The organism is Sphingomonas sp. Leaf28 (genome assembly GCF_001421685.1).
GTDB lineage: Bacteria > Pseudomonadota > Alphaproteobacteria > Sphingomonadales > Sphingomonadaceae > Sphingomonas > Sphingomonas aurantiaca.
Window position 1 is genome coordinate 447,158 of sequence record NZ_LMKX01000008.1, and the last position, 23,517, is coordinate 470,674.

Annotated in this window: 23 protein-coding genes; 13 read left to right on the forward strand and 10 right to left on the reverse strand. The window is 67.4% G+C overall.

The window, feature by feature from the left end; translation table 11 throughout:
* Positions 1-69: 69 nt before the first annotated feature.
* Both ASE79_RS12520 and ASE79_RS12525 read right to left on the reverse strand, forming a co-directional pair.
* Positions 70-1,128, reverse strand: coding sequence for a substrate-binding domain-containing protein (locus tag ASE79_RS12520; protein WP_056416872.1), 1,059 nt, complete (start codon positions 1,126-1,128; stop codon positions 70-72).
* A 46-nt stretch (positions 1,129-1,174) separates the two neighbouring features.
* Entirely contained in the window at positions 1,175-2,401 is a 1,227-nt protein-coding gene (locus ASE79_RS12525; RefSeq protein ID WP_056416874.1) for an ATP-binding protein, read from the reverse strand.
* Positions 2,402-2,590: 189 nt separating this feature from the next.
* Here ASE79_RS12525 and ASE79_RS12530 point away from each other — a divergent pair, with 189 nt between their 5' ends.
* Genes ASE79_RS12530 through ASE79_RS12545 form a run of 4 tightly spaced genes read left to right on the forward strand, consistent with a single transcriptional unit; the run spans position 2,591 to position 5,220 of the window.
* Positions 2,591-3,055 (forward strand): hypothetical protein, encoded by a 465-nt coding sequence (locus ASE79_RS12530; protein WP_056416877.1) that lies wholly within the window; start codon positions 2,591-2,593, stop codon positions 3,053-3,055.
* A gap of 4 nt (positions 3,056-3,059) precedes the next feature.
* Positions 3,060-3,335 (forward strand): HPr-rel-A system PqqD family peptide chaperone, encoded by a 276-nt coding sequence (locus ASE79_RS12535; protein WP_056416880.1) that lies wholly within the window; start codon positions 3,060-3,062, stop codon positions 3,333-3,335.
* Positions 3,332-4,192 carry an HprK-related kinase A gene (locus ASE79_RS12540; RefSeq protein WP_056416882.1) on the forward strand — a complete coding sequence of 287 codons (861 nt, stop codon included), beginning with the start codon at positions 3,332-3,334 and terminating at the stop codon, positions 4,190-4,192. Before ASE79_RS12535 ends, ASE79_RS12540 begins: the two co-directional genes overlap by 4 nt.
* Positions 4,177-5,220 carry a nucleotidyltransferase family protein gene (locus ASE79_RS12545; protein ID WP_056416884.1) on the forward strand — a complete coding sequence of 348 codons (1,044 nt, stop codon included), beginning with the start codon at positions 4,177-4,179 and terminating at the stop codon, positions 5,218-5,220. Before ASE79_RS12540 ends, ASE79_RS12545 begins: the two co-directional genes overlap by 16 nt.
* Before the next feature lie 10 nt (positions 5,221-5,230).
* On the opposite strand, the gene ASE79_RS12550 is transcribed toward ASE79_RS12545, so the two are convergent.
* Positions 5,231-5,590, reverse strand: a complete 360-nt coding sequence (locus tag ASE79_RS12550; protein ID WP_056416887.1) for a hypothetical protein — start codon at positions 5,588-5,590, stop codon at positions 5,231-5,233.
* Positions 5,587-6,255 carry an HAD family hydrolase gene (locus ASE79_RS12555; protein ID WP_056417324.1) on the reverse strand — a complete coding sequence of 223 codons (669 nt, stop codon included), beginning with the start codon at positions 6,253-6,255 and terminating at the stop codon, positions 5,587-5,589. The genes ASE79_RS12550 and ASE79_RS12555 overlap by 4 nt, the downstream gene beginning before the upstream one ends.
* Positions 6,256-6,317: 62 nt before the next feature.
* Here ASE79_RS12555 and glmU point away from each other — a divergent pair, with 62 nt between their 5' ends.
* The 3 genes from glmU to glmS are packed head-to-tail and all read left to right on the forward strand — an operon-like array spanning position 6,318 to position 9,981.
* Entirely contained in the window at positions 6,318-7,709 is a 1,392-nt protein-coding gene (gene glmU, locus ASE79_RS12560) for a bifunctional UDP-N-acetylglucosamine diphosphorylase/glucosamine-1-phosphate N-acetyltransferase GlmU (protein WP_056416889.1), read from the forward strand.
* Positions 7,706-8,140, forward strand: coding sequence for a hypothetical protein (locus tag ASE79_RS12565; RefSeq protein ID WP_056416892.1), 435 nt, complete (start codon positions 7,706-7,708; stop codon positions 8,138-8,140). The genes glmU and ASE79_RS12565 overlap by 4 nt, the downstream gene beginning before the upstream one ends.
* A 17-nt stretch (positions 8,141-8,157) precedes the next feature.
* Complete coding sequence (gene glmS / locus ASE79_RS12570; RefSeq protein WP_056416895.1) at positions 8,158-9,981, forward strand: glutamine--fructose-6-phosphate transaminase (isomerizing); 1,824 nt, start codon at positions 8,158-8,160, stop codon at positions 9,979-9,981.
* A gap of 183 nt (positions 9,982-10,164) precedes the next feature.
* Here glmS and ASE79_RS12575 read toward each other — a convergent pair whose 3' ends face one another.
* Positions 10,165-10,773, reverse strand: a complete 609-nt coding sequence (locus ASE79_RS12575; RefSeq protein WP_056416898.1) for a Dps family protein — start codon at positions 10,771-10,773, stop codon at positions 10,165-10,167.
* 187 nt (positions 10,774-10,960) lie between these two features.
* Here ASE79_RS12575 and ASE79_RS12580 point away from each other — a divergent pair, with 187 nt between their 5' ends.
* From ASE79_RS12580 to ASE79_RS12590, 3 genes are all read left to right on the forward strand, one after another.
* On the forward strand, positions 10,961-11,875 hold the full coding sequence (locus ASE79_RS12580; protein ID WP_056416903.1) for an ROK family protein: 915 nt from the start codon (positions 10,961-10,963) through the stop codon (positions 11,873-11,875).
* A 92-nt stretch (positions 11,876-11,967) separates the two neighbouring features.
* Positions 11,968-13,869: a putative bifunctional diguanylate cyclase/phosphodiesterase gene (locus ASE79_RS12585; protein ID WP_056416906.1), complete on the forward strand. Its 1,902-nt coding sequence runs from the start codon at positions 11,968-11,970 to the stop codon at positions 13,867-13,869.
* 25 nt (positions 13,870-13,894) lie between these two features.
* The gene (locus ASE79_RS12590; RefSeq protein WP_235516910.1) at positions 13,895-15,778 is read left to right on the forward strand and encodes a CHASE4 domain-containing protein; all 1,884 of its coding nucleotides are present in this window, start codon (positions 13,895-13,897) and stop codon (positions 15,776-15,778) included.
* Between the two features lie 24 nt (positions 15,779-15,802).
* Here ASE79_RS12590 and dinB read toward each other — a convergent pair whose 3' ends face one another.
* Entirely contained in the window at positions 15,803-16,885 is a 1,083-nt protein-coding gene (dinB, locus tag ASE79_RS12595; RefSeq protein WP_056416910.1) for a DNA polymerase IV, read from the reverse strand.
* Between the two features lie 100 nt (positions 16,886-16,985).
* On the opposite strand from dinB, the gene ASE79_RS12600 reads away from it, so the two are divergent.
* Positions 16,986-18,413: a phospholipase D-like domain-containing protein gene (locus ASE79_RS12600; RefSeq protein WP_056416914.1), complete on the forward strand. Its 1,428-nt coding sequence runs from the start codon at positions 16,986-16,988 to the stop codon at positions 18,411-18,413.
* Positions 18,414-18,482: 69 nt separating this feature from the next.
* Here ASE79_RS12600 and ctrA read toward each other — a convergent pair whose 3' ends face one another.
* From ctrA to ASE79_RS12615, 3 genes are all read right to left on the reverse strand, one after another.
* A complete protein-coding gene (ctrA, locus tag ASE79_RS12605) occupies positions 18,483-19,184 on the reverse strand; it encodes a response regulator transcription factor CtrA (protein ID WP_056416917.1) in 702 nt (233 codons plus the stop codon).
* Positions 19,185-19,359: 175 nt separating this feature from the next.
* Positions 19,360-19,539 carry a hypothetical protein gene (locus ASE79_RS12610; protein ID WP_056416920.1) on the reverse strand — a complete coding sequence of 60 codons (180 nt, stop codon included), beginning with the start codon at positions 19,537-19,539 and terminating at the stop codon, positions 19,360-19,362.
* Between the two features lie 178 nt (positions 19,540-19,717).
* Positions 19,718-20,617, reverse strand: a complete 900-nt coding sequence (locus ASE79_RS12615) for a LysR family transcriptional regulator (protein WP_056416925.1) — start codon at positions 20,615-20,617, stop codon at positions 19,718-19,720.
* Positions 20,618-20,737: 120 nt separating this feature from the next.
* Here ASE79_RS12615 and ASE79_RS12620 point away from each other — a divergent pair, with 120 nt between their 5' ends.
* Positions 20,738-21,457, forward strand: a complete 720-nt coding sequence (locus ASE79_RS12620) for a pirin family protein (RefSeq protein ID WP_056416928.1) — start codon at positions 20,738-20,740, stop codon at positions 21,455-21,457.
* Positions 21,458-21,576: 119 nt separating this feature from the next.
* Positions 21,577-22,179 carry an NAD(P)H:quinone oxidoreductase gene (gene wrbA / locus ASE79_RS12625; protein WP_056416931.1) on the forward strand — a complete coding sequence of 201 codons (603 nt, stop codon included), beginning with the start codon at positions 21,577-21,579 and terminating at the stop codon, positions 22,177-22,179.
* Positions 22,180-22,227: 48 nt separating this feature from the next.
* Here the strand turns inward: wrbA and ASE79_RS12630 are convergent, their stop codons facing one another.
* Positions 22,228-23,478 carry an arsenic transporter gene (locus ASE79_RS12630; RefSeq protein ID WP_056417329.1) on the reverse strand — a complete coding sequence of 417 codons (1,251 nt, stop codon included), beginning with the start codon at positions 23,476-23,478 and terminating at the stop codon, positions 22,228-22,230.
* Between the last annotated feature and the right edge of the window lie 39 nt (positions 23,479-23,517).

Consider the following 23,517-nt stretch of genomic DNA (forward strand, 5'->3'; position numbering starts at 1 on the left):
TGCTTGCGTGGCTCCTGGGCCCCCGCTTTCGCGGGGGAACTAGAAAGACGAGAGGGGCGGGGGAACGCATCACTTCAGCACCGCCGGATCGAGCACCGTCTCGTTCGCGATGATCGCGGCCGAGCGCGCCTGGATGGCGGTGGGGGCGGCGATCAGGCCGCGCTTTACCAGCGGTCCGGTCATGCCCCAGTTTGCCGCGTAAAGCTTCAGCAGGTTGCGCAGGCCTGGGATCGCGGTCAGGTGCGCCTTCTTCACGTAGATATACAGCGGCCGGGACCCGGGATACGCATTGTCCGCGATCGTCGCATAGGTCGGGGCGACACCCGAGATCGACACGCCGTTCACGTCGTCCTTATTCTCTTCGAGATAGCTGTAGCCGAACACACCGATCGCATTGGGATTGGACTGGAGTTTCTGGACGATCAGATTGTCGTTCTCGCCCGCATCGACATACACCCCGTCCTCGCGGACGCGCGTGCACAGCGCCTTGTGCGCGTCGGGATCGGACGTCGCGAGCGGCTTGGCGGTCGGATCGCTCGCCTCGCAGCCCTTGGTCAGGATCAGCTCGGCGAGCGCGTCGCGCGTGCCGCTCGTAGCGGGTGGCCCGTAGACCTGGATCGGCACCGCGGGCAGCGCCGGATTGACGTCGCGCCAGACGCGCGCGGTATTGGTCTTGCCGCCGGGACTGGCGGCGAGCGCCTTGTAGAGATCGGTTGGCGTCAGCTGCATCTTGGGGCCGTTCTTCGCCTCCGCGAACGCGATGCCGTCGATCCCGACCTGGATTTCCATGACGTCGTGCACGCCGTTGGCGGCGCAGCTCTTATACTCGCTCGCCTTCATCCGGCGCGAGGCGTCCTCGATATCGGGATGCGCGGCGCCGATCCCGGCGCAGAACAGCTTCATCCCAGCGCCGGTGCCGGTCGATTCGATCACCGGCGCCTTGGCGTCGGGATCGTTGGCGACGAGCTGTTCGGCGATCATCGTCGTGAACGGATAGACGGTCGACGATCCGACCGCGGTGATCTGGTCGCGCGAGCCCGCACCGCCGCCATTTGCCTGATCGACGCACGCGGCAAGGGCCCCCATCAGGCCGAGAAGAACAAACCGCTGCACCAGAATCCCCGTCATGCACCGGCCTTAGCGGTACTAAAGACGCTCCTGTGTGACAGTTGGGTTACCCTTTTATGACACCGCCCTTGGGCGTCGCGCTGCTGGGCGGCAGGATGACCGAAACGGTGGTGCCGACGCCGACCTGGCTGACGATATCGAGCCGTCCGCGATGGCGCTCGACGATATGCTTGACGATCGCGAGCCCCAACCCGGTGCCGCCCAGCGACCGGCTGCGCCCGGCATCGGCGCGATAGAAGCGTTCGGTCAGCCGCGGAATGTGCACCGCGGCGATCCCGTCGCCCTCGTCGCGAATCGACAGGCGGATCATGCCCGCATCGTCGCGCTTCAACGCGATCGTCACCGGCGTGCCCGCACGGCCATATTTCATCGCGTTGCCGATGAGGTTGTGGAGCATCTGCGACAGCTGGACGCGGTCGCCCGACACCGGGGCCAGGTTCGGGGCGATCGTCGCGACCAGATCCTGGCCTCGATCGCCTGCCGCATCGGCGAGCTCCTCGCGCGTTTCCTCGACGAGCTGCGCAAGATCGACCGCCTGGTCGGGTAGGCGGAATTTCTCCGCCTCGATCCGGCTCAGCGAGATCAGGTCCTCGACAAGCCGCTGCATCCGCCGCGCCTCGTCGTCCATGACTTTCAGGAACCGCGCGCGGACCTCGGCATCCTCGCCCGCCTCGTCGCGTAGCGTTTCGATGAAGCCGAGGATCGACGCGAGCGGCGTGCGCAGCTCATGGCTGGCATTGGCGACGAAATCGATCCGCATCCGCTCGGCGGCATAGTTGCCGGTCTGGTCGACGAGATAGACGATGCGCTGCCCCTCCGACGTCTCGCTGAGCAGCATCTCCCAGCGCTGGTCGCGCGTGCCCAAGCCGACGAGTTCGATCGGTCGCTCGCCGTCGATCGGTCCCGGCGTCCCCAGCCGCTCGGCGGCAGCGGGATGGCGGATCGCGACGCGCGCGTCCTCGCCGAGGATGTGCGTGCCGAGCAACGTCCGGGCGGCGCGATTGGCGAGCACCACGCGGCCGTCCTGCACCAGCATCACCGGCGCGACGATCGCATCGAGCACATCGTCGAGCACCGAGGGCGTCATCGTGGTGGACTCGTCGGGCGCCGCGGTCTCGTCGCCGGTGCCGGCCGCGACCAGCGCTGCGGCGATCCCGCCGACGACCGCGACGATCGCGCCCTGGATGTCGCGCGTGATCGCGAACACTGCGATCGCGGCGACGATGACGACGACGATCGCCCAGAAGGTGCGCAGGCCAAATCCGGAAAGCATCTCGGTCTCCTGGGACGGAAATGGCGTCCACCCGGCCGCCTTACAGCGATCGGATGCAATCCGGTATTCCCCGTCGTGTCGCTGCGCACCGCCACCGCTCGCCACGACCGTCCTGCTTCGGCACGATCGGCGGGGCCATATTGTCAGCGCTTCAGGATTGTGAAAGGGCTGTGGTCTAGCAGGGGTAGCATGAGCGACGATACGCGATCCGATCAGGACCCGATTCCCGTAGCTGGCCCAGATACTGGCTCGGCCGCTGGCCCAGCCACGGGTGACTCGGCCGGCACGCCGACGCGGCGCCGGGTGCTGGCGCTTGGCGCGGTGACGGCAGGCGCGGTCGTGTCGATCCGCCCTGCGCTCGCGCAGACCGTCGGGTCGGTGTTGAACTGCGAGATCCCGGTTCCCGATCCGAGCCGCGCGGGCAGCTATATCGATCCGGACGGCAAGACCGTGCCCGCAAGGACGAAGGGCGCCTTCCCGCCATCGCCCCGCGCGTTCAAGGGCGAGGAGGTGAAGCGGGCGATGGCCAATGGCAGCACGTTGCCGGGCACCGATTCGCAGCGCAGCCGGGCGTACGTCAATTATATCCGCCGGTTGCAGCGCGGTCAGGGCGGTTTCACCTGTTTCGCATCGTTGCAGATGCCGCGCGGCTGACGCCGTGCCCGATGCGCTTTACCGCGGTCCGCCCGAGGACGGGCTGCTGATCGCGCCGCTCGACGCGTTCACCGCGGTGTATCACCGGGCATCGGGCATTACGCATCTGTTGACCGAGCCCGCGCCGCAGATCCTGGCGATCCTGCAGGAGAGGGCGCTGTCGCTCGACTCGCTGCTCGACCGGCTCGAGCGGGACTATGACTTGGCCGATGGCACGCGCGAGGCGCTGGCGGCGCGGCTCGACGAGCTGGTCGAGGCGGGGCTCGTTGCGCGGCTATGAGGCACGCCTTCTCCGTCCGCATCGGCCCGGTCGGCTTTCGCATCGGCTCCGACTGGCGCGCGCCGATCGCCGCGCTCGAGACGTTGTACCGCGACTATCCCGGCCCGCGCGACGGCGTCGCCGACTTTACCGTCCGGCTGTTCGCGCGGCGGCCGTGGCGGCGGGTCGTTCGGCCCTCGGTCGAGATCGGTGGCGACTACATGCTGCCCGAAGCCGCGCCGCTGCCGCTGCGGCAGGGGCTGCTGGCGGCCGAAATGGCGATGAACCTGCAGATGGCGCTGGGCGCGCGGCGCTATCTGCTGCTGCATGCGTCGGCGGTCGAGCGCGATGGCCGTGCGGTGCTGATGACGGGGATTTCGGGAGCGGGGAAGTCGACGCTGGCGACGCTGCTCGCCGCCAGGGGCTGGCGGTTCATGGGCGACGAGTTCGCGCTGCTCGACCCGGCGACCGGGCTGGTCCACGCCTTTCCCCGGCTGATCAGCCTGAAGAACGAGGGGATTGCGGCCGCCGAGGCGGCGTGGCCCGCGGCGCGGATGGGGCCGCTGCTACGCGCGACGCCAAAGGGCGATATCCGCCACATGGTGCCCGACGCGCGGGCGATCGCGGCGATGGACACGCCCGCCGCGCCCGCATTGCTGGCGTTTCCGCGTTACGGATTTGCGAACGAAACCCGACCGGTACCGCCGGCCGAGGCGTTCGTGCGGATGACGCAGGCCTCGACCAATTACGTCGCGCTCGGCGAAGCGGGGTTCCGCGGGCTGACCGGGCTGATCGCGCAGGTTCCGTCGGTCGCCATCGATTATCCCGACGGGATGAGCGCGGTAGCGCAGGTCGAAGCCTTATGGTCCGCGTTGTGAACGACGCGCGGATACTCGCCCGCGCGCTGGCCGATCCTGGGAGCGTCGCCGGGCTCGATGCGGATGGCTGGACCGCGTTGCTGGCGATGGCGCGCGCCGAGCAGCTGATCGGTACGCTGGCGATGCGGGTCGACGGCTTGGCGATGCCGGCGGCGGTGAAGGCCATTCTCGACGACGCCCGCGCGGCCGCCGAGCATGGGCGCCGCGCGGCGCTGTGGGAGGCCGAGATGGCGCGGCGCGCACTGGCCGCGGTCGACTGCCCCGTCGTCCTGCTGAAGGGCACCGCGTTCGTCGCGGCGGGGCTGTCGGCGGGGCAGGGGCGCTCGATCGGCGATCTCGATATCCTGGTGCCGCGCGAGTCGATCGACAGGGTCGAGGCGGCGTTGCTGGCGGCGGGGTGGGAATGGGTGAAGCCCGACCCGTATGACGACGCCTATTATCGACGCTGGATGCACGAACTGCCGCCGCTGATCCACCGCGAGCGCGACCGGATGATCGACGTCCATCACACGATCCTGCCGCTGACCGCGCGGATCACGCCCGATCCGGTGGCGCTAATCGACGACAGCGTGCCGCTGGAGAATGGGCTGCGCGTTTTATCTCCCGAGAATATGGTGGTCCACGCGGCGGCACATCTACTTGCCGACGGCGATCTGGCCGGGGGACTGCGCAACCTGTGGGATATCGACCGTCTCTGCCGGGAGTTCGGCGATCAAGATCCTGACTTCTGTCTCACCGTGATGGAAGCTGGCCATCATCACGGATTACGGAATGAGGTAGCTCGGGCGCTGCGATTGGCCAGCCAGATGTTTGACACGCCGGTCAAAGGCTATGCGTTGCCGATCCGCTTTCATCTCGAGCCTCAGCCAAGAGACCGCTTGTTTCGCCGCCGTATCACCGCGCGAGACAACTGGGGCAGGCCGACGCGACCGCTTACTCGTCTGGCCTTTTATATCCGCTCGCACTGGCTGCGGATGCCGCCGGCGATGCTCGCGCGGCATCTCTGGACCAAGTTCCGCAAGGCTTAGAGGACGAGGCTTACGGCAGTCGCGCACCGCGCTGGCGTCGGACCGCCCAGACGATCAGCAGCACCACGGTGATCGCCAGCGTGTCGGCGATCCAGTCGTGGATGTCGCAGTCGCGGTGGAGCGACGGGATCGATTGCAGCACCTCGATCAGCGCGCCCAGGAACGACAATCGCTCGCCGATCCGGAACAGCCGCGCGGTCGGATAGGAGAAGGCCGCGAGCAGCGCGATCGTCGCGAAGGCGAGCATATGCTCGAACTTGTCGCCGAACTCGTCGATCGGCACATGCGGCGGCTTTGGCAGCAATGCCATCGTGACCGCGAACACGACCGCGGCGACCAGTACAAGGCGCAGGAGCAGCGTGCGGTTCATGCGCCGAGCCTTTCGAGCGTCGGGATCAGCGCGTCGAACCCGTCAATCACCGCGTCCGCACCGAGGTCTTCGACCGGCTGCATGAGGAAGCCGTAGCTGCAGGCGACCGTCGGCAGCCCCGCAGCTTGCCCCGCCTGGATGTCGAAGATCGAATCGCCGACGAACGCGGCGCGTCCGCCGCCGCATTGCCGGACCATTTCGTGGATCGGCATCGGCGAGGGCTTCGATTCGGACATCGTGTCGCCGCCGAGGATGCAGGCGAACCGGTCGATCAGGCCAAGCTCGCCGAGCACCGTTCGCGCGAACCGTTCGATCTTGTTGGTGACGATGCCAAGCGTGACGCCCTTTGCCGCCAGCGCATCGAGCGCGTCGACCACGCCAGGATAAGGCCTGGTCAGCACGCAGATATTGGCTTCGTAATACGCGAGCAGCCTGGCGTGGAGCGTATCGAGCATCGCCTCGTCATAGCCGCCGGTCGCGGTCAGGCCCTGCTTGAGCATGTGGCGGGCGCCACCGCCGATCATCGGCTTGACCTGTTCGACGCTGAGCGCAGGACGATCGACCGATGTCAGCGCGTGGTTGACCGCCGCCGCAAGGTCGCCGCTGGTGTCCAGCAAGGTGCCGTCGAGGTCGAAGCCTACGATCTTAAATAAAAATTGCGTCATTGCGCGCGGACCTGCCAGCGACACTATGGAATTGGCAAGGCTTTCGTGGCAGCGATCCTTCCATGACGACGCATTCCAACGACCAGCCGATTCCGATCCACCCCAATGCGGCCTCCGTCGCTGTCGTCATCCTTGCCGCGGGCAAGGGGACGCGGATGAAGTCGGACCTGCACAAGGTGCTTCACCCGATCGCGGGGCGGCCGATGCTGCTGCATCTGGTCGCGAGCGCAGGCGCGTTGCAGCCGGCCAGAACGGTCGTCGTGACGGGTGCGGGGCGCGAGCAGGTCGAGGCTGCGGTCGCGCCGCTCGGCATCGTCACCGCGCTCCAGGCCGAGCAGCTCGGCACCGGCCATGCGGTCGCGCAGGCGCGCGCGGCGCTGGCTGGGTTCGAAGGCGACGTGCTGATCCTCTACGGCGACGTGCCGCTGGTCACCGCCGCGACGATGCAGCGGATGATCGACCGGCTGCACGGCGACGACACGCCGGCCGTCGTCGTGCTCGGCTTCCGCCCCGCCGATCCCGGCGCTTATGGTCGCGTCATCGCCGATGCTGCCGGCCGGATGGACCGGATCGTCGAGTATAAGGACGCGTCGGCGGCGGAACGGGCGGTGACGCTGTGCAATTCCGGGCTGATGGCGGTGCGATCGACCGACCTGTTCGCGTTGCTCGACCGGCTCGGCAACGACAATGCGGCGGGCGAATATTACCTGACCGATATCGTCGGGCTGGCAGGCGCGGATGGCCGCGCGTCCGCGGTCATCGAAACCGGCGCGGACGAGGTGGCCGGCGTCAACAGTCGCGGCGAACTCGCCGGGGTCGAGGGCGCGTGGCAGGCGATACGGCGCGCGCAGGCGATGGCCGACGGCGCGACTCTGATCGCGCCCGATACCGTCTGGTTCGCGCATGACACGGTGATCGGCCGCGACGTCGTGATCGAGCCCAACGTCGTTTTCGGCCCCGGCGCGCGCGTCGATGACGGCGCGACGATCCACGCGTTCAGCCATGTCGAGGGCGCGACCGTCGGCAAGGGGGCGAGCGTGGGCCCGTTCGCACGGCTGCGCCCCGGCGCAGAGCTGGGCGCGGACGCCAAGGTCGGCAACTTCGTCGAGGTGAAGAAGGCGATTATCGGCGACGGCGCGAAGGTCAGCCACCTCACCTATATCGGCGATGCCGACATCGGTGCCGGCGCGAACATCGGCGCGGGGACGATCACCTGCAACTACGACGGCTATTTCAAATACCGGACGGTCGTGGGCGCGGGCGCGTTCATCGGATCGAACTCCGCGCTCGTCGCGCCGGTGACGATCGGTGCGGGTGCGATCGTCGCGGCGGGATCGGTGGTGACGCGCGACGTCGAGGCCGATGCGTTGGCGCTCGTCCGCCCGCCGCAGGTCGCCAAGCCGGGCTGGGCGAAGAGCTTTCGCGATCTGATGCTGGCGAAGAAGCGCGGATGAAGGCCGCCGCGCTACTTGGCGTGCTGGCGCTGGCGGGATGCGCCACGGTGCGATCGCAAGGCGATGCGATTCCGCCGATGCTGGCGATCGAGCGGGCCGCAGGGCTCGCCCCCGGCGGCTATCCCGGCACGTTCGTGATGACGGTGCGCGCGTCGGGCCGGCAGGGTTCCAGCCTGTATCTCAATTCGGAAAGCGATTACCGCGACCCGCGCAACCTTTCGCTCGAGGTGCGACCGGTCGCGCAGGCGCAGATCGAAAGCCGATTGGGTGCGTCTGCGGAAACCGCGTTGCAGGGACGTACGATCCGCGTCGACGGTGAGGCGCGCCGCGTGCGGATCGATTTTACCGCCGACAGTCGCCCGACCGGCAAATATTATTACCAGACCCATGTCGTCATCGAGCGGGGCGAGCAGCTCCGCTCGGTCGACTGAACGAACGGACAGAAGTTATGTGTGGTATCGTAGGCATTCTCAGCACGACCGACGTCGCCGAGCGGTTGCTCGACGGGCTGAAGCGGCTCGAATATCGCGGCTATGATTCGGCGGGAATCGCCACCGATTTCGACGGCGCGATCGAGCGTCGTCGCGCATCGGGCAAGCTCGTCAACCTGGCGAATGAACTCGCCGCGCACCCGTTGCCGGGCAAGACCGGCATCGCGCACACGCGCTGGGCGACGCATGGCGGCCCGACCACCAACAACGCGCACCCGCATGCGACCGGCGAAGTCGCGGTCGTCCACAACGGCATCATCGAGAACTTCAAGCCGCTGCGCGACGAACTGATCGCGCGCGGCCGGACCTTCACCAGCGAGACCGACACCGAAGTCGTAGCCCATCTGGTCAGCGAGAAGGTCGAGGCGGGGATGGACCCGGTGTCCGCGGTTCGCGAGATCCTGCCGCGGCTGCACGGCGCGTTTGCGCTCGCGATCCTGTTCCGCCAGCATCCCGACCTGCTGATCGGCGCGCGGCTCGGCTCGCCCTTGGTCGTCGGACACGGCGAGGGCGAGATGTATCTCGGTTCGGACGCGCTCGCGCTCGCGCCGCTGACGCAGCGTATCGCCTATCTCGACGAGGGCGACTGGGTCGTGCTGACGCGTGACGGGGCGCAGGTCTATGACCGCGACAACACGCCCGTCGAGCGCGCGATCACGCTGTCGGGGATCACCGGCGAGGTGATCTCGAAGGGCAACCACAAGCATTACATGCTGAAGGAGATCTACGAGCAGCCGATCGTCGTCGCGCAGACGCTGCGCTCGTACCTGAAGCGGATGGAGGGCGAGGTTTCGCTCCCGATCCCGGAGTTCGACCTGTCGACCATCAAGCGCGTCACGATCGTCGCGTGCGGGACGAGCTTCTACGCCGGCATGGTCGCCAAATACTGGTTCGAGCAGTTCGCGCGCGTGCCCGTCGACCTCGATGTCGCGTCCGAGTTCCGCTACCGCGCGCCGGTGATGGAGGAGGGCGGTCTCGCGCTGTTCATCTCGCAATCGGGCGAGACCGCGGACACGCTCGCGGCGCTGCGCCATGCCAAGGCCGAGGGGCAGAAGATCGCGGTCGTCGTCAACGTGCCGACCAGCTCGATGGCGCGCGAGGCGGACCTGCTGTTGCCGACGCATGCCGGCCCCGAAATCGGCGTGGCGTCGACCAAGGCGTTCACCTGCCAGCTCGCGGTGCTGGCCGCCCTCGCCGCCAATCTGGCGCGCGCGAAGGGTCTGTTGTCGAAGGATCAGGAGCGCGAGATCGTCCGGCATCTCGCCGAGGCGCCGGCCGCGTTGAACGGTGCGCTGGCGTATGACGAGGCGATCGAGGCGATGGCGCACAACATCGCCGGCGCGCGCGACGTGCTGTACCTGGGGCGTGGGACGGATTACCCGCTCGCGCTCGAGGGCGCGCTGAAGCTGAAGGAAATCAGCTACATCCACGCCGAGGGCTATGCCGCGGGCGAGATGAAGCACGGGCCGATCGCACTGATCGATGAGCATGTCCCGGTCATCGTCATCGCGCCGTCGGGGCCGCTGTTCGACAAGACCGTCAGCAACATGCAGGAAGTGATGGCACGCGGCGGCAAGGTCGTGCTGATCTCGGACTATGACGGGATCCAGGCGGCTGGCGAGGGCTGCATGGCGACGATCACGATGCCCAAGGTGCACCCACTGATCGCGCCTCTGGTCTATGCGGTGCCGGTGCAGTTGCTGGCGTATCATGTCGCGGTCCTCAAGGGCACGGACGTGGATCAGCCGCGTAATCTGGCGAAGAGCGTTACCGTCGAATAACGGCCGACGTCATCCTGACGAAAGTCAGGATCCAGAGCCGCAGAGCGCTGCGCCTGGTACTCTGGGTCCTGACTTTCGTCAGGATGACGTGGGAAGGGCGGAACGCGTCGCGGTGCGTGAGCCGAGTGCGGTATTTCCCCGCATCCCCTCAATCGAGGGAATGCGGGGGGAGGGGGGGCGGCCTTACTTGTCGTCGCGGACCAGTTCGGTGGCGGCGAGGTGCTCGGCCAGGAACCAGACCTGCGGCTCGTGCGTGCGGATGATATTGCTCACCAGCAGGTCATTCGTGCCGTCATCGCCCGACTCGTCGGCGGCTTCGGCACCTTCATGAGCCTGGCGCAGGATGATTTCATGCGCTTCGAGCAGCCGCGCGAGCTGCGTCGGTACGTCCTCACGGCCCTTGGGCGGACGGGGGATCGTCGTCATTTCGGCAACGTCGTGCGACATCGCGATCGAGATGCCGCCTAGGGCCATGATGCGTTCTGCGACAAGATCCACGAGGGCGGCCTGCTCCTCGTAATGCTTGTCGAGCAGCAAATGGAGCTGGTAGAAGGTCGCACCCGACATCTGCCAGTGATGCTTCTTGTACATGTCGCGCAGCGTCATCGTGTCCGCGAGGACCTGGTTCAGCGTCGCCACGCTCTGCGCGCGGGCATTGTCCTCGAGCGCGATCGGCAGGCGCTTGAGCGTGCCGTAGGGCTGGATCTCGCGATACTCGACCTTGTACTGCGGCTGTGCCTCGGCCGAGACGGCGCCGGCGAGATCGGTGGGCTTGGTGGGCTTCTTCGCCATCGCAAATTCCTGTCTGTTTGGATGAACTCGACAGGCATAACGCACGATCGGGCAAATCGAGGCAGACGAAATCGTCGTTCACTGTGAGTGCCAGCGCCGCCCAGCCGCGCGGGGACCCGGCGCGTCCCTCTTGACGGGAGCGCGCGGGCAAAGGAAGCGGGCGGGCGCAAAATGTTGGGAGTTTGGGATGACGGAAGCACCTCTGGTCGCAGGGATCGAACTCGGCGGGACAAAATGCATTTGCATTCTTGCGCGCGGGCCCGATCAGATCGAGGAAACCGTGCGTATCCCGACCACCCGCCCCGACGAGACGCTCGCCGCGATCGAGGCGGTGCTCGATCGGTGGAGCGGGTTCGTCGCGATCGGCATCGCAAGCTTCGGTCCGGTTTCGATCGATCGCCACGCGGCCAATTATGGCCACATCACCTCGACCCCCAAGCCGGGCTGGGCGGGCACCGATATCGCGGGCCGGTTGCAGCGACGCTACGGCGTGCCGACCGGCTTCCATAGCGACGTCGTCGGCGCGGCGCTCGCCGAGGCGTTCTGGGGGGCGGCAAAGGGCCTGCCCGACATCGCCTATGTCACCGTCGGCACCGGCGTCGGCGCGGGGATGATCGCGAACAACCGCCCGGTCGACGGGCTGACGCATTCCGAACTGGGCCATATCCGCCCCGCGCGGTTCCATGGCGACGACTGGATCGGCAACTGCCCGTTCCACGGCGCGTGCATCGAAGGGCTGGTCGCCGGCCCGGCGATCGCCGCGCGGATCGGCCACCCCGCGGACGAAGCGCTCGCCGACCATCCGGTGTGGGACGGCGTCGCGGATGCGCTGGGCCAGCTGTGCCATACGCTGGTGCTGACGGGCATCCCGCGGCGGATCGTGATGGGCGGCGGCGTGATGGGCGCGTCGCATTTGTTTCCGCGCGTGCGGGCAGCGATGACGCGCAGCCTGGGCGGCTATATCACGCTGCCCGAGGTGGCGCTGACCGACACGTTCATCGTGCCGCCCGCGCTTGGCAACAATGCCGGGCCGCTGGGAGCGATAGTGCTGGGCGGACAGGCACTTGGCCAGCAACTCGAAACATCGTTTACGCCGTCTTAACCGCATCTCACTAACACATGATTGTGAGAACTGACGGCACGTAAGCCATCGCTGGACGGCGACGGTCGTGCCCCCCGGGGAGCGGTGTTCGAATGCGTATTCTGATCGTGGACGACGAGCCGCCGATGCACGACAGCTACCGGCGCAGCTTCGCCGGGCCGCGATCGAGCGACGGATCCGCGCTGGACGCGATGGCGGCGGAGCTGTTCGGCGACGATCTGGACAATAGCGTCGCCGACGCGCCCGCATTCGCGCTGACCTATTGCGAGCAGGGGCTCGAGGCGATCGCCGCGGTCGAGCAGGCGCTGGCCGATGCGGATCCGTTCGCGGTCGCGTTCATCGACGTGCGGATGCCGCCGGGGATCGACGGGCGCGAAACCGCCAAGCGGATCCGCGCGCTCGATCCCGACGTCAACATCGTGATCGTCACCGGCTTCTCCGATTTCTCGCCGGTCGAGATCAGCAAGGTCGCAGGCCCCGCCGACAAGATCTTCTACATCGCCAAGCCGTTCGAGGTCGCCGAGATCCTGCAGACCGCGACCGCGCTTGCGCAGCGCTGGCGGAACGACTGCGACCTGGCGACCGCGCGCAACCTGCTTGCGGCGCAGGTGGTGCAGCTCGAGGAGCAGGCGGCCGAGCTGGCCGCGAACGAGAGCCGCGCGCTGCACATGGCGACGCATGATTCGCTGACCGACGCGCCCAACCGGCTCGCCTTTCTGCGCGCGCTGGCGGCGCGGACTCGCGATGACGGGCTGTTTGCGACGGTGATGATCGATCTCGACCGGTTCAAGCTGGTCAACGACACGCTCGGGCATCTCGCCGGCGACGCGCTGATCCGCGAGATTTGTGTGATCCTCAACCGGTCGACCCCCGATGGCGCGCTCGTCGCAAGGCTTGGCGGCGACGAGTTCGGGGTGCTGTTCGAAACCGCGGGCGAGGCGGCGGCGGTGATGGCGTGCGAGCTGATCGTAGCGGCCTGCTCGGTCAGCCTGCAGGTGTTCGGCAGTTCGGTGCAGGGCGGCGCTTCGGCCGGGCTGGTCGTGACGCCCGGCGGACAGGGCCGCGACCCGGTCGACGTGATGCGCCGGTCCGACCTTGCGCTGAACGATGCCAAGCGCGGCGGGCGGGGCATCGTGCGCGTGTTCGACGAGAGCATGGACGAGGGCATCCGCTTTCGCCGCCGGGTCGAATCGGGCCTGAGCCAGGCGATCGCCAAGGGCGAGCTGAGCCTCGCCTATCAGCCGATCGTGTCGCGCGATGCGATCGACGTGGTCGGGTTCGAGGCGCTGGTGCGCTGGAACACGCAGGAATACGGACTGATGAGCCCGGCAACCTTCATTCCGATCGCCGAGGAATCGAACCTGATCCACGAGCTTGGCGACTGGGTGCTTGGCCAGGCACTCGACGTGCTGCAGCAATGGCCGGGGCAATATGTCTCGGTGAACTTTTCCCCGCGTCAGTTCCGCCGGCACAATTTCGTTGGCCACATCATGGAAAGCGTCCAGCGCGCAGGGATCGCGCCGGCGCGATTGCAGATCGAGATCACCGAGACCGCGATCTTCGACGATGCCGAACGCGCTGCCGAGACTTTGTACAAGCTGCGCCAGATGGGCTTCCGGATCGCACTCGACGATTTCGGCACCGGCTATTCGAGCCTGTACAATATCCGCAAGTTCGCGCTCGACTGCCTTAAGATCGACAAGTCGTTCATCGACGGCATGGGCCGCGAGCGCGAGAGCGCGGCGATCGTCCATTCGATCATCCACCTCGGCCGGGCGCTCGGCCTGGGCGTGATCGCGGAAGGCGTCGAGACCGAGGCGCAGGTTCAGGCGCTGCGCCTTGCGGGCGCGAGCCACATGCAGGGTTATTTCTTCTCGCGTCCGGTAAACGCCGAACGCGCGCTCGAGATGGCGCGCAAGGGCACGGTCAGCGGCAGTGACGACGTCTCGACCGACGATCACCGGATCCGCCAGACGTTCGGTATGCGCAGCTGATGGCGCGAGTAGGGATGCACGGCTGATGCCGTCGGCCGGGATGGGTCGGCTGCCGCCCATCCTCGGGCGGCAGTTCGGACGGATGCGGACACGCTCGTCGCTCGGCGCCAAGCTGGTGGCGATCATGACTGCGGTCGGGCTGGTCGCGACGATCGCGATCACGCTGCTGCTCGCGGGGATCATCACGCCGAGCTTCACCAAGCTGGAGGGCAAGGCGATCGCCGGGCATGTCGGGCGCGCGCGCACCGCGCTGTCCGACTATGCCGCCGGCGTCGAGAGCACGGTGCGCGACTTTGGCGACTGGAACGCCAGCTACGCCTATATGGCCGACCCCGGCGCCGGGCCGGATCAGGCGTCACCGTTGCCGCGCACGATGACCGATCTCGGGATCAACGGCATGGCCTATGTCAGCCCTGCGAGCCGGGTCGTGATCGCCCGCTGGCACGATCCGGTCCGCGGCGCGCAGGGCGGCGTCCAGCGCGCGCGGCTGACCGCGATGATCGCGCGGACCGATCTTGCCGCGGTGCTCGGGCGGCGCAGCTCGGGGCGGTTCTACGCGCGTATCGGCGATAGGGTCGCGGCGATCGGGGTGGCGGGAGTCCGGCGGTCAGACGGCAGCGGCATCCCGCGCGGCTATGTCCTGATGGCGCGGGTGATCACGCCGCAGCAGCTGGCGACGCTGCTCCCCGCCGGCGCGCGGATCGACACCGCCGCGCAGGGCGACGCCGTCGCGGTCACCGCGGGGGCGTCCAAGCTGACTCTCGTCGTGCCGCTGATCGGCGCCGACGGCCATGCGGTCGCCGGCGCGCGGTTCACGATTCCACGCGACGTTTCGCTGCTGGGGCGCCGCGTATTGCTGCTCGCGGTGGCAGGATCGACGGTGCTGTTGCTGCTGGTGCTGGTAGTGCTCAGGCGGATGATCGAGCGGCTCGTGCTGCGCCCGCTCCACAGGGTCGAAAGCCATATGCAGCGGGTGCGCGTGTCGGGGTCGCTGACGTTGCTGGAGGAGGACGAGCGGCGCGACGAGATCGGCTCGCTCGGGCGGAGCTTCAACGCGATGCTGCGCCAGCTGAAGGATCTGCGCGAGCAGATCGAGGCGCAGTCGTTCGACCTGGGGCGGAGCGAGAGCGCGGTCGCGGTCATGCACAATGTGCGCAACGCGCTGAACCCGATCAGCACGATCCTGAGCCAGGGCATCGCGCAGTCTGCCGCGATCGACCGGGCGACGATCGATCGCGCGATCGCCGAACTGGCGCAGGGCGACGTGCCCGAGGCGCGCCGGCGCAAGCTCGCCGCGTTCGTCGCCGCCGCGGTCGAGGCCGAGAGCGCCGATCGCGATGCCATGCGCCGCGAGATGGTCGTCGGTCGCGAGGCGATGGCGGACGTCCTAGAGATCATCGGCCAGCAACAGCGCGCCGCGCACGAACGCCCCGCGCTGGAGGTGTGCGACGTCAGCGACATCATCGCGCGCAACGCGACGATCGCGCGCTATGCGCTGGGCACCTCGATCGCGTTCAGCTTTCCCGCGGGGCCGAGCCCGGTGATGGCAAGCCGGGTGATCCTGAGCCAGGTGATCGGCAATCTCTTCGGCAATGCGGTCGAATCGATCGTCGCGCGTGGCACGGGCAGCGGATCGATCGTCGCGACGATCAGCCAGGCGCAGGGCCGCGTCACCGTCGCGATCCGTGACGATGGCGAGGGCTTTTCCCTCGAGGCCGGCGCGCTGCTGTTCCAGCGCGGGTTTTCGACGCGGGCGCACAAGTCGGGCGGGCTGGGGTTGCACTGGTGCGCCAATTCGATGGCCGCGATGCACGGTGCGCTGCGGCTGGAAAGTGATGGCCCGGGGCTTGGCGCGGTCGCGACGCTGACGCTGGATGCGGTGGAGACGGCGGTCTCGAAGGCGGCGTAGCGCTACCGGTTCGGACGGCGTCCATTACAACAGGCTCGGCTGCACCTCGTCCTCGTCGCCCATGATTCCCGACAGCGTCAGGCCGAGCAGGCGTACGCCGTCCGGCACGGGCAATTGTGCCATCAGCAGGTCGAGCCCCGCCGCGAGGAACGCCGCCTTGTCGGTGACTGCCGCCTGCGACGAGCGGGCCCGCGTGATCGTGCGGAAATCGGCGTGGCGCAGCTTCAGCGTGACCGTCCGGCCGCGCGTGCCGTGCCGCTCGATCCGCACCCAGGCCGCATCCGCCACCCGGTGCAGCGCGGCGCGAAGATCCTCGGCGGTGTTGAGATTGGTCTCGAACGTGCGTTCGGCGCCGACCGACTTGGCCGCGCGGTTGACGCGCACCGGGCGGTCGTCGATCCCGCGTGCGGCGCGGTAGAGATAGTCGGCATAGCTGCCGAAATGCGCCTGTAGGAAGGCGAGGCTTCGGCCGAACAGGTCCGCGCCGGTGAGGATGCCGAGCCGCTCCATCTTCTGCGCGGTCACCGGGCCCACGCCGTGGAAGCGCTTGACGGGCAGCGACTGGACGAACGCCGCGCCGCGCTTCGGCGTGATGATGCAGATCCCGTCGGGCTTGTTCTGGTCCGAGGCGAGCTTGGCGATGAACTTGTTGTAGCTGACGCCCGCCGACGCGGTGAGGCCGGTGTCCGCCTTGATGCGCGCGCGGATCTCCTCGGCGATCGCAGCGGCGGTGCCCAGCCCACGAATATCCTCGGTGACGTCGAGATAGGCTTCGTCGAGCGACAGCGGCTCGATCAGGTCGGTATAGTCGGCGAAGATCGCGCGGATCCGGTCGGACACTTCGCGGTAGACGTCGAAGCGCGGGGGGACGAACACCAGGTCGGGGCAGCGGCGGATCGCGGTGACCGACGGCATCGCGCTGCGCACGCCGAACGCACGCGCCTCGTAGCTAGCGGCTGCTACGACGCCACGCGCGCGCGACCCGCCGACGGCGACGGGCCTGCCCCTGAGCGACGGGTCGTCGCGCTGCTCGACCGAGGCATAGAAGGCATCCATGTCGACATGGATCACCTTGCGCTGGGCGGGAGGCTGGGTAGGAGGAACCATCAGCGCCCTAGATAGGCGTGCGGGCGGCGGCGATACAGGGTGCATCCGCAACCAATCGCGCGGCTGTGGGTACTGCCGACGGGTAAATAAAGGGACGCGAATGCAGGTCGGTAAGGAATGCTGGCGGGTCGAGCGCGCCGAACAGATGGCGGTGATCGTCGATGCGGAGAAGTATTTCCGTACCGCGCGAGTCGCGATGATGGGCGCCAAACGTCGCATCCTGCTGATCGGATGGGATTTCGACGCGCGCATCGAACTCGAGCCCGGCGTCGACCGCCCCGGCGAACCCAAGAAGCTCGGCGACTTCATGCTGTGGCTGGTCGAGCGCGAACCCGATCTGGAGGTGTTCGTGCTGCGCTGGGATACCGGCGCGATCAAGTCGCTGTTCCGCGGCTCGACGATCTTCACGATGATGAAATGGATGAAGCACACGCGCATCCACACCAAGCTCGACGGGCATCATCCGACCGCGGCGTCGCATCACCAGAAGATCGTCATCATCGACGATGCGCTGGCGTTCTGCGGCGGGATCGACATGACCGGCGACCGCTGGGACACGCGCGATCACCGCGACGACGATCCGCACCGTATCCAGCCATCGGGCAAGCCGTACAAGCCGTGGCACGACGCGATCAGCGCGGTACAGGGTCCCGTCGCGCATGCGCTGGGCGAGCTGTTCCGGCGGCGCTGGCATCTGGCGGGCGGCAAGAAGATGGCGGCCGGACAGCCGGGCGGGACGTTCTGGCCCGAGGGGCTGGAGGTCGATTTCCATGATGTCGACGTCGCGATCGCGCGCAGCGAACCCGAAATGTCCGACCAGGAGCCCGTGTACGAGAGCGAGGCGCTGTTCCTCGGCCAGATCGCGCGGGCGAAGAAGCATTTGTACATCGAGAGCCAGTATTTCGCGTCGCGCAAGATCGCCGAGGCGGTCGCCAAGCGGCTCGACGAGGCGGACGGTCCCGAGATCGTCATCATCAACCCGACGACCGCGCAAGGCTGGCTCGAGCCGATCGCGATGGATACCGCGCGCGCGCGGCTGATGGAGGCGCTGCACCGGCGCGACACGCACAACCGGCTGCGCATGTATCATCCGTTCACGAAGGGCGGCGAGGCGATCTATTGCCATGCCAAGATCCTGATCGCCGATGACGACGTGTTCCGGCTGGGCTCGTCGAACATGAACAACCGCTCGTTGCGGCTCGATACCGAATGCGACCTCGCGATCCGATCGACCGACGATGCCACGTCGGCGGCGATCACCGCGATCCGCGACGGGCTGATTGCCGAGCATCTGGGCGTCGAGCAGCAGGTAGTAAGCGACCTGATCGCCGAGACGGGCTCGCTGATCAAGACGATCGAGCGGCTGCGTGGCGAGGGCAAGACGGTGCAACCCTATGAGGTGCCCGACCTGACGTCGGTCGAGGAATGGCTGGCCGACAACGAGGTGCTCGATCCCGAGGGGCCCGAGGAGATGTTCGAGTCGCTCGACAATCGCGGGCTGTTCCGGCGGCTGCGGCGGAAGAAGTAGGTCGCGAACGCAAAAGGCCGCGGCACCCCCCGGTACCGCGGCCTTTAGCGCTCCCAAAAGACTGGGGAGTTACGCGACCTGGGCTTCGAGTGCCTCGTCGGGCTCGCGCAGCACATAGCCGCGACCCCAGACGGTCTCGATGTAATTCTCGCCATCGCACGCCAGGCTGAGCTTCTTGCGGAGCTTGCAGATGAACACGTCGATGATCTTCAGTTCAGGCTCGTCCATCCCGCCATAGAGGTGGTTGAGGAACATTTCCTTGGTGAGCGTCGTGCCCTTGCGGAGCGACAGCAGCTCGAGCATCGCATATTCCTTGCCGGTCAGGTGGACGCGGCTGCCATCGACCTCGACCGTCTTCGCGTCGAGATTGACCGCGAGCTTGCCCGTGCGGATGACCGACTGGCTGTGCCCCTTCGAGCGGCGGACGACGGCGTGGATGCGCGCGACGAGTTCCTCGCGGTGGAACGGCTTGGTGACATAGTCGTCGGCGCCAAAGCCGAAGCTGCGCACCTTCGAATCCATTTCGTTGACCCCCGACAGGATCAGCACCGGCGTCGATACGCGCGCGACCCGGAGGCGCTTGAGCACGTCATAGCCGTGCATGTCGGGCAGGTTCAGATCGAGCAGGATGATGTCGTAATCATACAGCTTGCCCAGATCGAGGCCTTCTTCTCCGAGATCGGTGATGTAGACGTTGAACCCCTCGGTCGTCAGCATCAAGTCGATAGCCTTCGCCGTGGTCGGCTCGTCCTCGATCAGCAGCACCCGCATGCGTCGTCCCCTTGTCGCGAGACCGCTCGACACCCCATGTCTGCAGCTCGACTTCGATTCATTAACCACACAACTTCTGAAGGCAAAAGGTTAATTTCGAACTAAGGCTCGCCGGCGAAGACCGATGCGGTCGACCGCAGACCATGACCGGGCTTCGGGAAAGACTGCGGCGAGGTCAATGGTTTCGCGCAGGTTGCTGGCTGAGCTTGCGGCGAATCCTCTCGCTGCGGGTCGCGTAGACCGAAGCCCGGTCGAGATGCGCGCGGCGCTGATCCAGTGTTTCGGCGGCGGCGGCGGCGTTAAGCTCGGCATCGGCCAGCCGATCGCAGTCGGCGGCGGTAACGGTAGGGGGCAAGATGATCTCGATCGTTGGCAGTTGCGTACAGGACGTCGTGCGACGACGCCGGGTTCAAGCGGCAACAGGAACGGTGCCTCGTGGCCCAGGGATGCGGGCGCGACGCCGAGCCGAGTCGCTGGCGCGTCAGAACGAAGTCGGGCCGGTGCGAAACATGCGCCACCGAGCTCCACGCGCGTCAGGCCGGAAGCGGGTCGCGGAGGCGTCGCGTGAGGAACTCGATCAGCGCCTCGACTCGCGCGGGGCGAAGCGGGCTTGGCGGCGTGAGCAGGTGCAGACCGATCGGCGCGGGCGCCCAGTCGCACAGGATCGTCGTGAGCGCGCCGCTCGCAAGACACGTCTCGATGATGAAATCGGGCAGCCGGGCGATACCGAGCCCGGCGATCAGCGCAGGCATGATCGCCTCGCCGCTATTGGCGGTCAGTGGGCCGTGCACGCGCACCGAAACCTCCGCGCCGCCCGGGCCGTGGAAGCGCCAGGGGCCGACGACGTTGGAATAGCCGAACAGCTTGTGCTCGCCGAGCTGCGCGGGATGCGTCGGCGTACCATTGGCCTCGAGATAGCGCGGGGCGGCGACGATATGCGTGCGGATCGTGCAGAGCCGGCGTGCGCGCAGCGAGCTGTCGGGCAGCTCGGCGATGCGCAGCGCGATGTCGAACCCCTCGGCGACGATATCGACCCGTGCATCGGACAGATGCAGGTCGACCTCGATCCCGGGATGCGCGGCGAGGAATTCGGCGAGCAGCGGCGCGACGTTCTTGACCCCGAAGCTCATGGGGGCGGCCAGCCGGACCCGGCCGGTGGGCGCGCTGGCGGCGTCGTTGGCGGATTCCTCGGCGAGTCGCGCTTCGGTGAGGATGCGCGCGGCGTGCTCGGCGAGCGGCTTGCCCGCCTCGGTCAGCGCGAGGCGGCGCGAGGTGCGGTGGAACAGCGACTGGCCGAGATGTGCCTCGAGCCGCGTGATCGCTTTCGACACGGTCGCCTTGCTGAGTCCGATCGCGTCCGCCGCGGCGCTGAACGACTTGTGCTCGACCACGCTGGCAAAGATCGCCCAGGCTTCGAGGTCGGGCAGGCGCATGATGATCTCCGCGATGATTGGGACGATCGCAACGCTAGCACCGAAACGATCGGTTTCCAGCGTTTCTATTTACGTTCCTATCGGTGCGCTTATCTTGGGATCAACCAGTGGAGACCTCTCATGACGACCACGACGATGACCAAGATCGACCGCCGCCCCTTCGCCAGCCTCGGCCATGCCGATCACGGCTGGCTGAACGCGCGGCATCATTTCTCGTTCGCCAGCTATTATGATCCCGCACGGATGGGCTGGGGCGCGATCCGCGTGTGGAACGACGACCAGATTGCGGCGAACTCGGGCTTCCCGCCGCATCCGCATCAGGACATGGAGATCATCACCTATGTCCGCAGCGGCGCGATCACGCACCAGGATTCGCTCGGCAACAAGGGCCGTACCGAGGCGGGCGACGTGCAGGTGATGAGCGCGGGCACGGGCGTCCGCCACGCGGAATATAATCTGGAGCCCGAGACGACGACGATCTTCCAGATCTGGATCGAGCCGTCGCGCAAGGGCGGTTCGCCGAGCTGGGGCGCCAAGCCGTTTCCCAAGGGCGAGCGTTCGGGCCAGTTCGTGACGCTGGCCAGCGGGTTCGACGGGGATGTCGACGCCTTGCCGATCCGCGCGAATGCCCGCGTGCTGGCGGCGACGCTGAAGGCCGGCGACAGCGTCGACTATGCGATCGACGATGGTCGCCACGTGTACCTGGTGCCCGCGACCGGTGCGATCACGATCGGCGACGAAGCATTTGGTGCGCGCGACGGAGCGGCGCTGCTGGGCGGCCAGACGGTGACGATCACGGCTCAAGAGGACGCCGAGATCGTTCTGGTAGACTCGGAATAATACTTCCCTCCCGTTTGCGGGAGGGGTCGGGGGAGGGGCTTCCTTCTCGCGCCTCGCCCGGAACTTCCCTCCCCTAACCCCTCCCGCAAGCGGGAGGGGAATCAAATTGGAGACTGACAATGACCAAGGTTCTCGTGCTCTATTACTCGTCCTACGGCCATATCGAGCAGATGGCGGATGCCGTCGCCGAGGGCGCGCGCGCCGGTGGCGCCGAGGTCGACATCCGTCGCGTCGCCGAGACCGCGCCGCAGTCGGTGGTCGAGGCCGCGCATTTCAAGACCGACACCAAGCATGCCGAGATCGAGGGCCCCGACGCGCTCGTGAACTATGACGCGATCATCGTCGGCGCGCCGACCCGCTTCGGCCGGATGCCCGCGCAGATGGCGCAGTTCTGGGATACCACGGGTGCGCAGTGGTTCTCGGGCGCGCTGGTCGGCAAGGTCGGTGGTGCGTTCACCGCGACCGCGAGCCAGCATGGCGGCCAGGAAACGACATTGTTCTCGATCATTACCAACCTGCTGCATCACGGTATGACGATCGTCGGCCTCGATTATGGCTTCCAGGCGCAGATGGGTGTCGATGCGGTCAAGGGTGGCACGCCTTATGGCGCGTCAACGATCGCCGATGGCGACGGCAGCCGCCAGCCGAGCAAGGACGAGCTCGACGGTGCGCGCTATCAGGGCAAGCGGATCGCCGAGACTGCGGCCAAGCTGGCCGCCTAACGGCGATGCGCGACGCGGGCGGAAGCGCCCGCGTCGCGTTTGCGTGCGTCAGCCGATCAGCAGTCGCACGCCCAAAGCGGCGAACAGGGCGGGGGGCATGACTGCCGCGCCGACCTTCAGGAAGCGCCAGAACCCGACATCCTCGCCCTCGCGACGGATCGCGGTCAGCCAGAGGATCGTCGCCAGCGAGCCGGTGATCGAGAGGTTCGGCCCGAGGTCGACGCCGATCAACAGCCCGTCAGTGACGATCTGCGGCACGTGCGACTGGCCGAGCGTGGTGCTCGCAATCAATCCCGCCGGCAGGTTGTTCATCAGGTTCGATCCGAAGGCGAGGATCGTGCCGGCGATCCCGGCGGTGGCGGTCGGCGAGGCGGCGGCCCCTTCGGCCAGCCAGCGCGCGAGCATCGCGATGACGCCGGTGCTCGCCAGCGCCTCGACCAGCACGAACAGCCCGGCGACCAGCGGCAGCACCGCCCAGGATACCGACCGCATCGTCGCCACGGGCGACTTACGACTGCCGATGCAGATGGCGACGGTTGTCGCGATACCGGCAAGGCACGTCGGCAGTCCCAGATCATAGCCGCGCGCCGACGCGACGATCAGCAGCACCGCGGTGGCGACGATCCCGCACAGCGCGACGAGGCCGCCGCGGGGCAGCGCCATGGCCTCGACCTCGGTCTCGCATTGCCCGGAAAGCCGGTCGCGCTCGATCCAGCGCAGCACGAGGAACGTAACGCCGATCGCCATCAGCGAGGGCAGCGCGAACGACGCCATCCATGCGCCGAGCGTGGGCATCTTGCCGCCGTACAGGACGAGATTGGCGGGGTTCGAAATCGGCAGTACGAAACTGGCCGCGTTGGCGATCAGTGCGCAGGCGAACAGCATGGGCAGCGGATCTGCCTTCGCCTTCTTCGCCGCGGCATAGACTGCGGGCGTAAGCACGACCGCGGTCGCATCGTTCGACAGGAAGGTGGTCACGACGATGCCAACGCCGAACACGAGTGCGAACAACCGGCTGGTCGATCCCTTGGCCAGCCGCACCGCATGGACCGCGACCCAGTCGAACAACCCTTCGGCTCGCGCGACCTCGGACAGCAGCATCATGCCGATCAGGAAGAGATAGACGTCGCCGCCCTTGAGTACCGCGCGCCATGCGTCGCTGATCGGGAGCAGACCGAATACGACGAGCACCACCGCGCCAAGCACCGCCCAGACCGCTTCCGGAAGCTTGAAGGGCCGCGAGATGACGCCGAACGTCGCGATTCCGCAAATTGCCCAGATCGCGAACCGGGCCACCATGTCGGGATTCGTCACGCCCGCGGTGCTCGGTCGGGGGCG

What these genes read in the sequence shown, in the direction of transcription:
- ASE79_RS12520 (WP_056416872.1), bottom strand. Translation starts at nt 1,128, where the DNA reads ATGACGGGGATTCTGGTGCAGCGGTTTGTTCTTCTCGGCCTGATGGGG.
- ASE79_RS12525 (WP_056416874.1), bottom strand. Translation starts at nt 2,401, where the DNA reads ATGCTTTCCGGATTTGGCCTGCGCACCTTCTGGGCGATCGTCGTCGTC.
- ASE79_RS12530 (WP_056416877.1), top strand. Translation starts at nt 2,591, where the DNA reads ATGAGCGACGATACGCGATCCGATCAGGACCCGATTCCCGTAGCTGGC.
- ASE79_RS12540 (WP_056416882.1), top strand. Translation starts at nt 3,332, where the DNA reads ATGAGGCACGCCTTCTCCGTCCGCATCGGCCCGGTCGGCTTTCGCATC.
- ASE79_RS12545 (WP_056416884.1), top strand. Translation starts at nt 4,177, where the DNA reads ATGGTCCGCGTTGTGAACGACGCGCGGATACTCGCCCGCGCGCTGGCC.
- ASE79_RS12550 (WP_056416887.1), bottom strand. Translation starts at nt 5,590, where the DNA reads ATGAACCGCACGCTGCTCCTGCGCCTTGTACTGGTCGCCGCGGTCGTG.
- ASE79_RS12555 (WP_056417324.1), bottom strand. Translation starts at nt 6,255, where the DNA reads ATGACGCAATTTTTATTTAAGATCGTAGGCTTCGACCTCGACGGCACC.
- glmU (WP_056416889.1), top strand. Translation starts at nt 6,318, where the DNA reads ATGACGACGCATTCCAACGACCAGCCGATTCCGATCCACCCCAATGCG.
- ASE79_RS12565 (WP_056416892.1), top strand. Translation starts at nt 7,706, where the DNA reads ATGAAGGCCGCCGCGCTACTTGGCGTGCTGGCGCTGGCGGGATGCGCC.
- glmS (WP_056416895.1), top strand. Translation starts at nt 8,158, where the DNA reads ATGTGTGGTATCGTAGGCATTCTCAGCACGACCGACGTCGCCGAGCGG.
- ASE79_RS12575 (WP_056416898.1), bottom strand. Translation starts at nt 10,773, where the DNA reads ATGGCGAAGAAGCCCACCAAGCCCACCGATCTCGCCGGCGCCGTCTCG.
- ASE79_RS12580 (WP_056416903.1), top strand. Translation starts at nt 10,961, where the DNA reads ATGACGGAAGCACCTCTGGTCGCAGGGATCGAACTCGGCGGGACAAAA.
- ASE79_RS12585 (WP_056416906.1), top strand. Translation starts at nt 11,968, where the DNA reads ATGCGTATTCTGATCGTGGACGACGAGCCGCCGATGCACGACAGCTAC.
- ASE79_RS12590 (WP_235516910.1), top strand. Translation starts at nt 13,895, where the DNA reads ATGCCGTCGGCCGGGATGGGTCGGCTGCCGCCCATCCTCGGGCGGCAG.
- dinB (WP_056416910.1), bottom strand. Translation starts at nt 16,885, where the DNA reads ATGGTTCCTCCTACCCAGCCTCCCGCCCAGCGCAAGGTGATCCATGTC.
- ASE79_RS12600 (WP_056416914.1), top strand. Translation starts at nt 16,986, where the DNA reads ATGCAGGTCGGTAAGGAATGCTGGCGGGTCGAGCGCGCCGAACAGATG.
- ctrA (WP_056416917.1), bottom strand. Translation starts at nt 19,184, where the DNA reads ATGCGGGTGCTGCTGATCGAGGACGAGCCGACCACGGCGAAGGCTATC.
- ASE79_RS12615 (WP_056416925.1), bottom strand. Translation starts at nt 20,617, where the DNA reads ATGCGCCTGCCCGACCTCGAAGCCTGGGCGATCTTTGCCAGCGTGGTC.
- ASE79_RS12620 (WP_056416928.1), top strand. Translation starts at nt 20,738, where the DNA reads ATGACGACCACGACGATGACCAAGATCGACCGCCGCCCCTTCGCCAGC.
- wrbA (WP_056416931.1), top strand. Translation starts at nt 21,577, where the DNA reads ATGACCAAGGTTCTCGTGCTCTATTACTCGTCCTACGGCCATATCGAG.
- ASE79_RS12630 (WP_056417329.1), bottom strand. Translation starts at nt 23,478, where the DNA reads ATGGTGGCCCGGTTCGCGATCTGGGCAATTTGCGGAATCGCGACGTTC.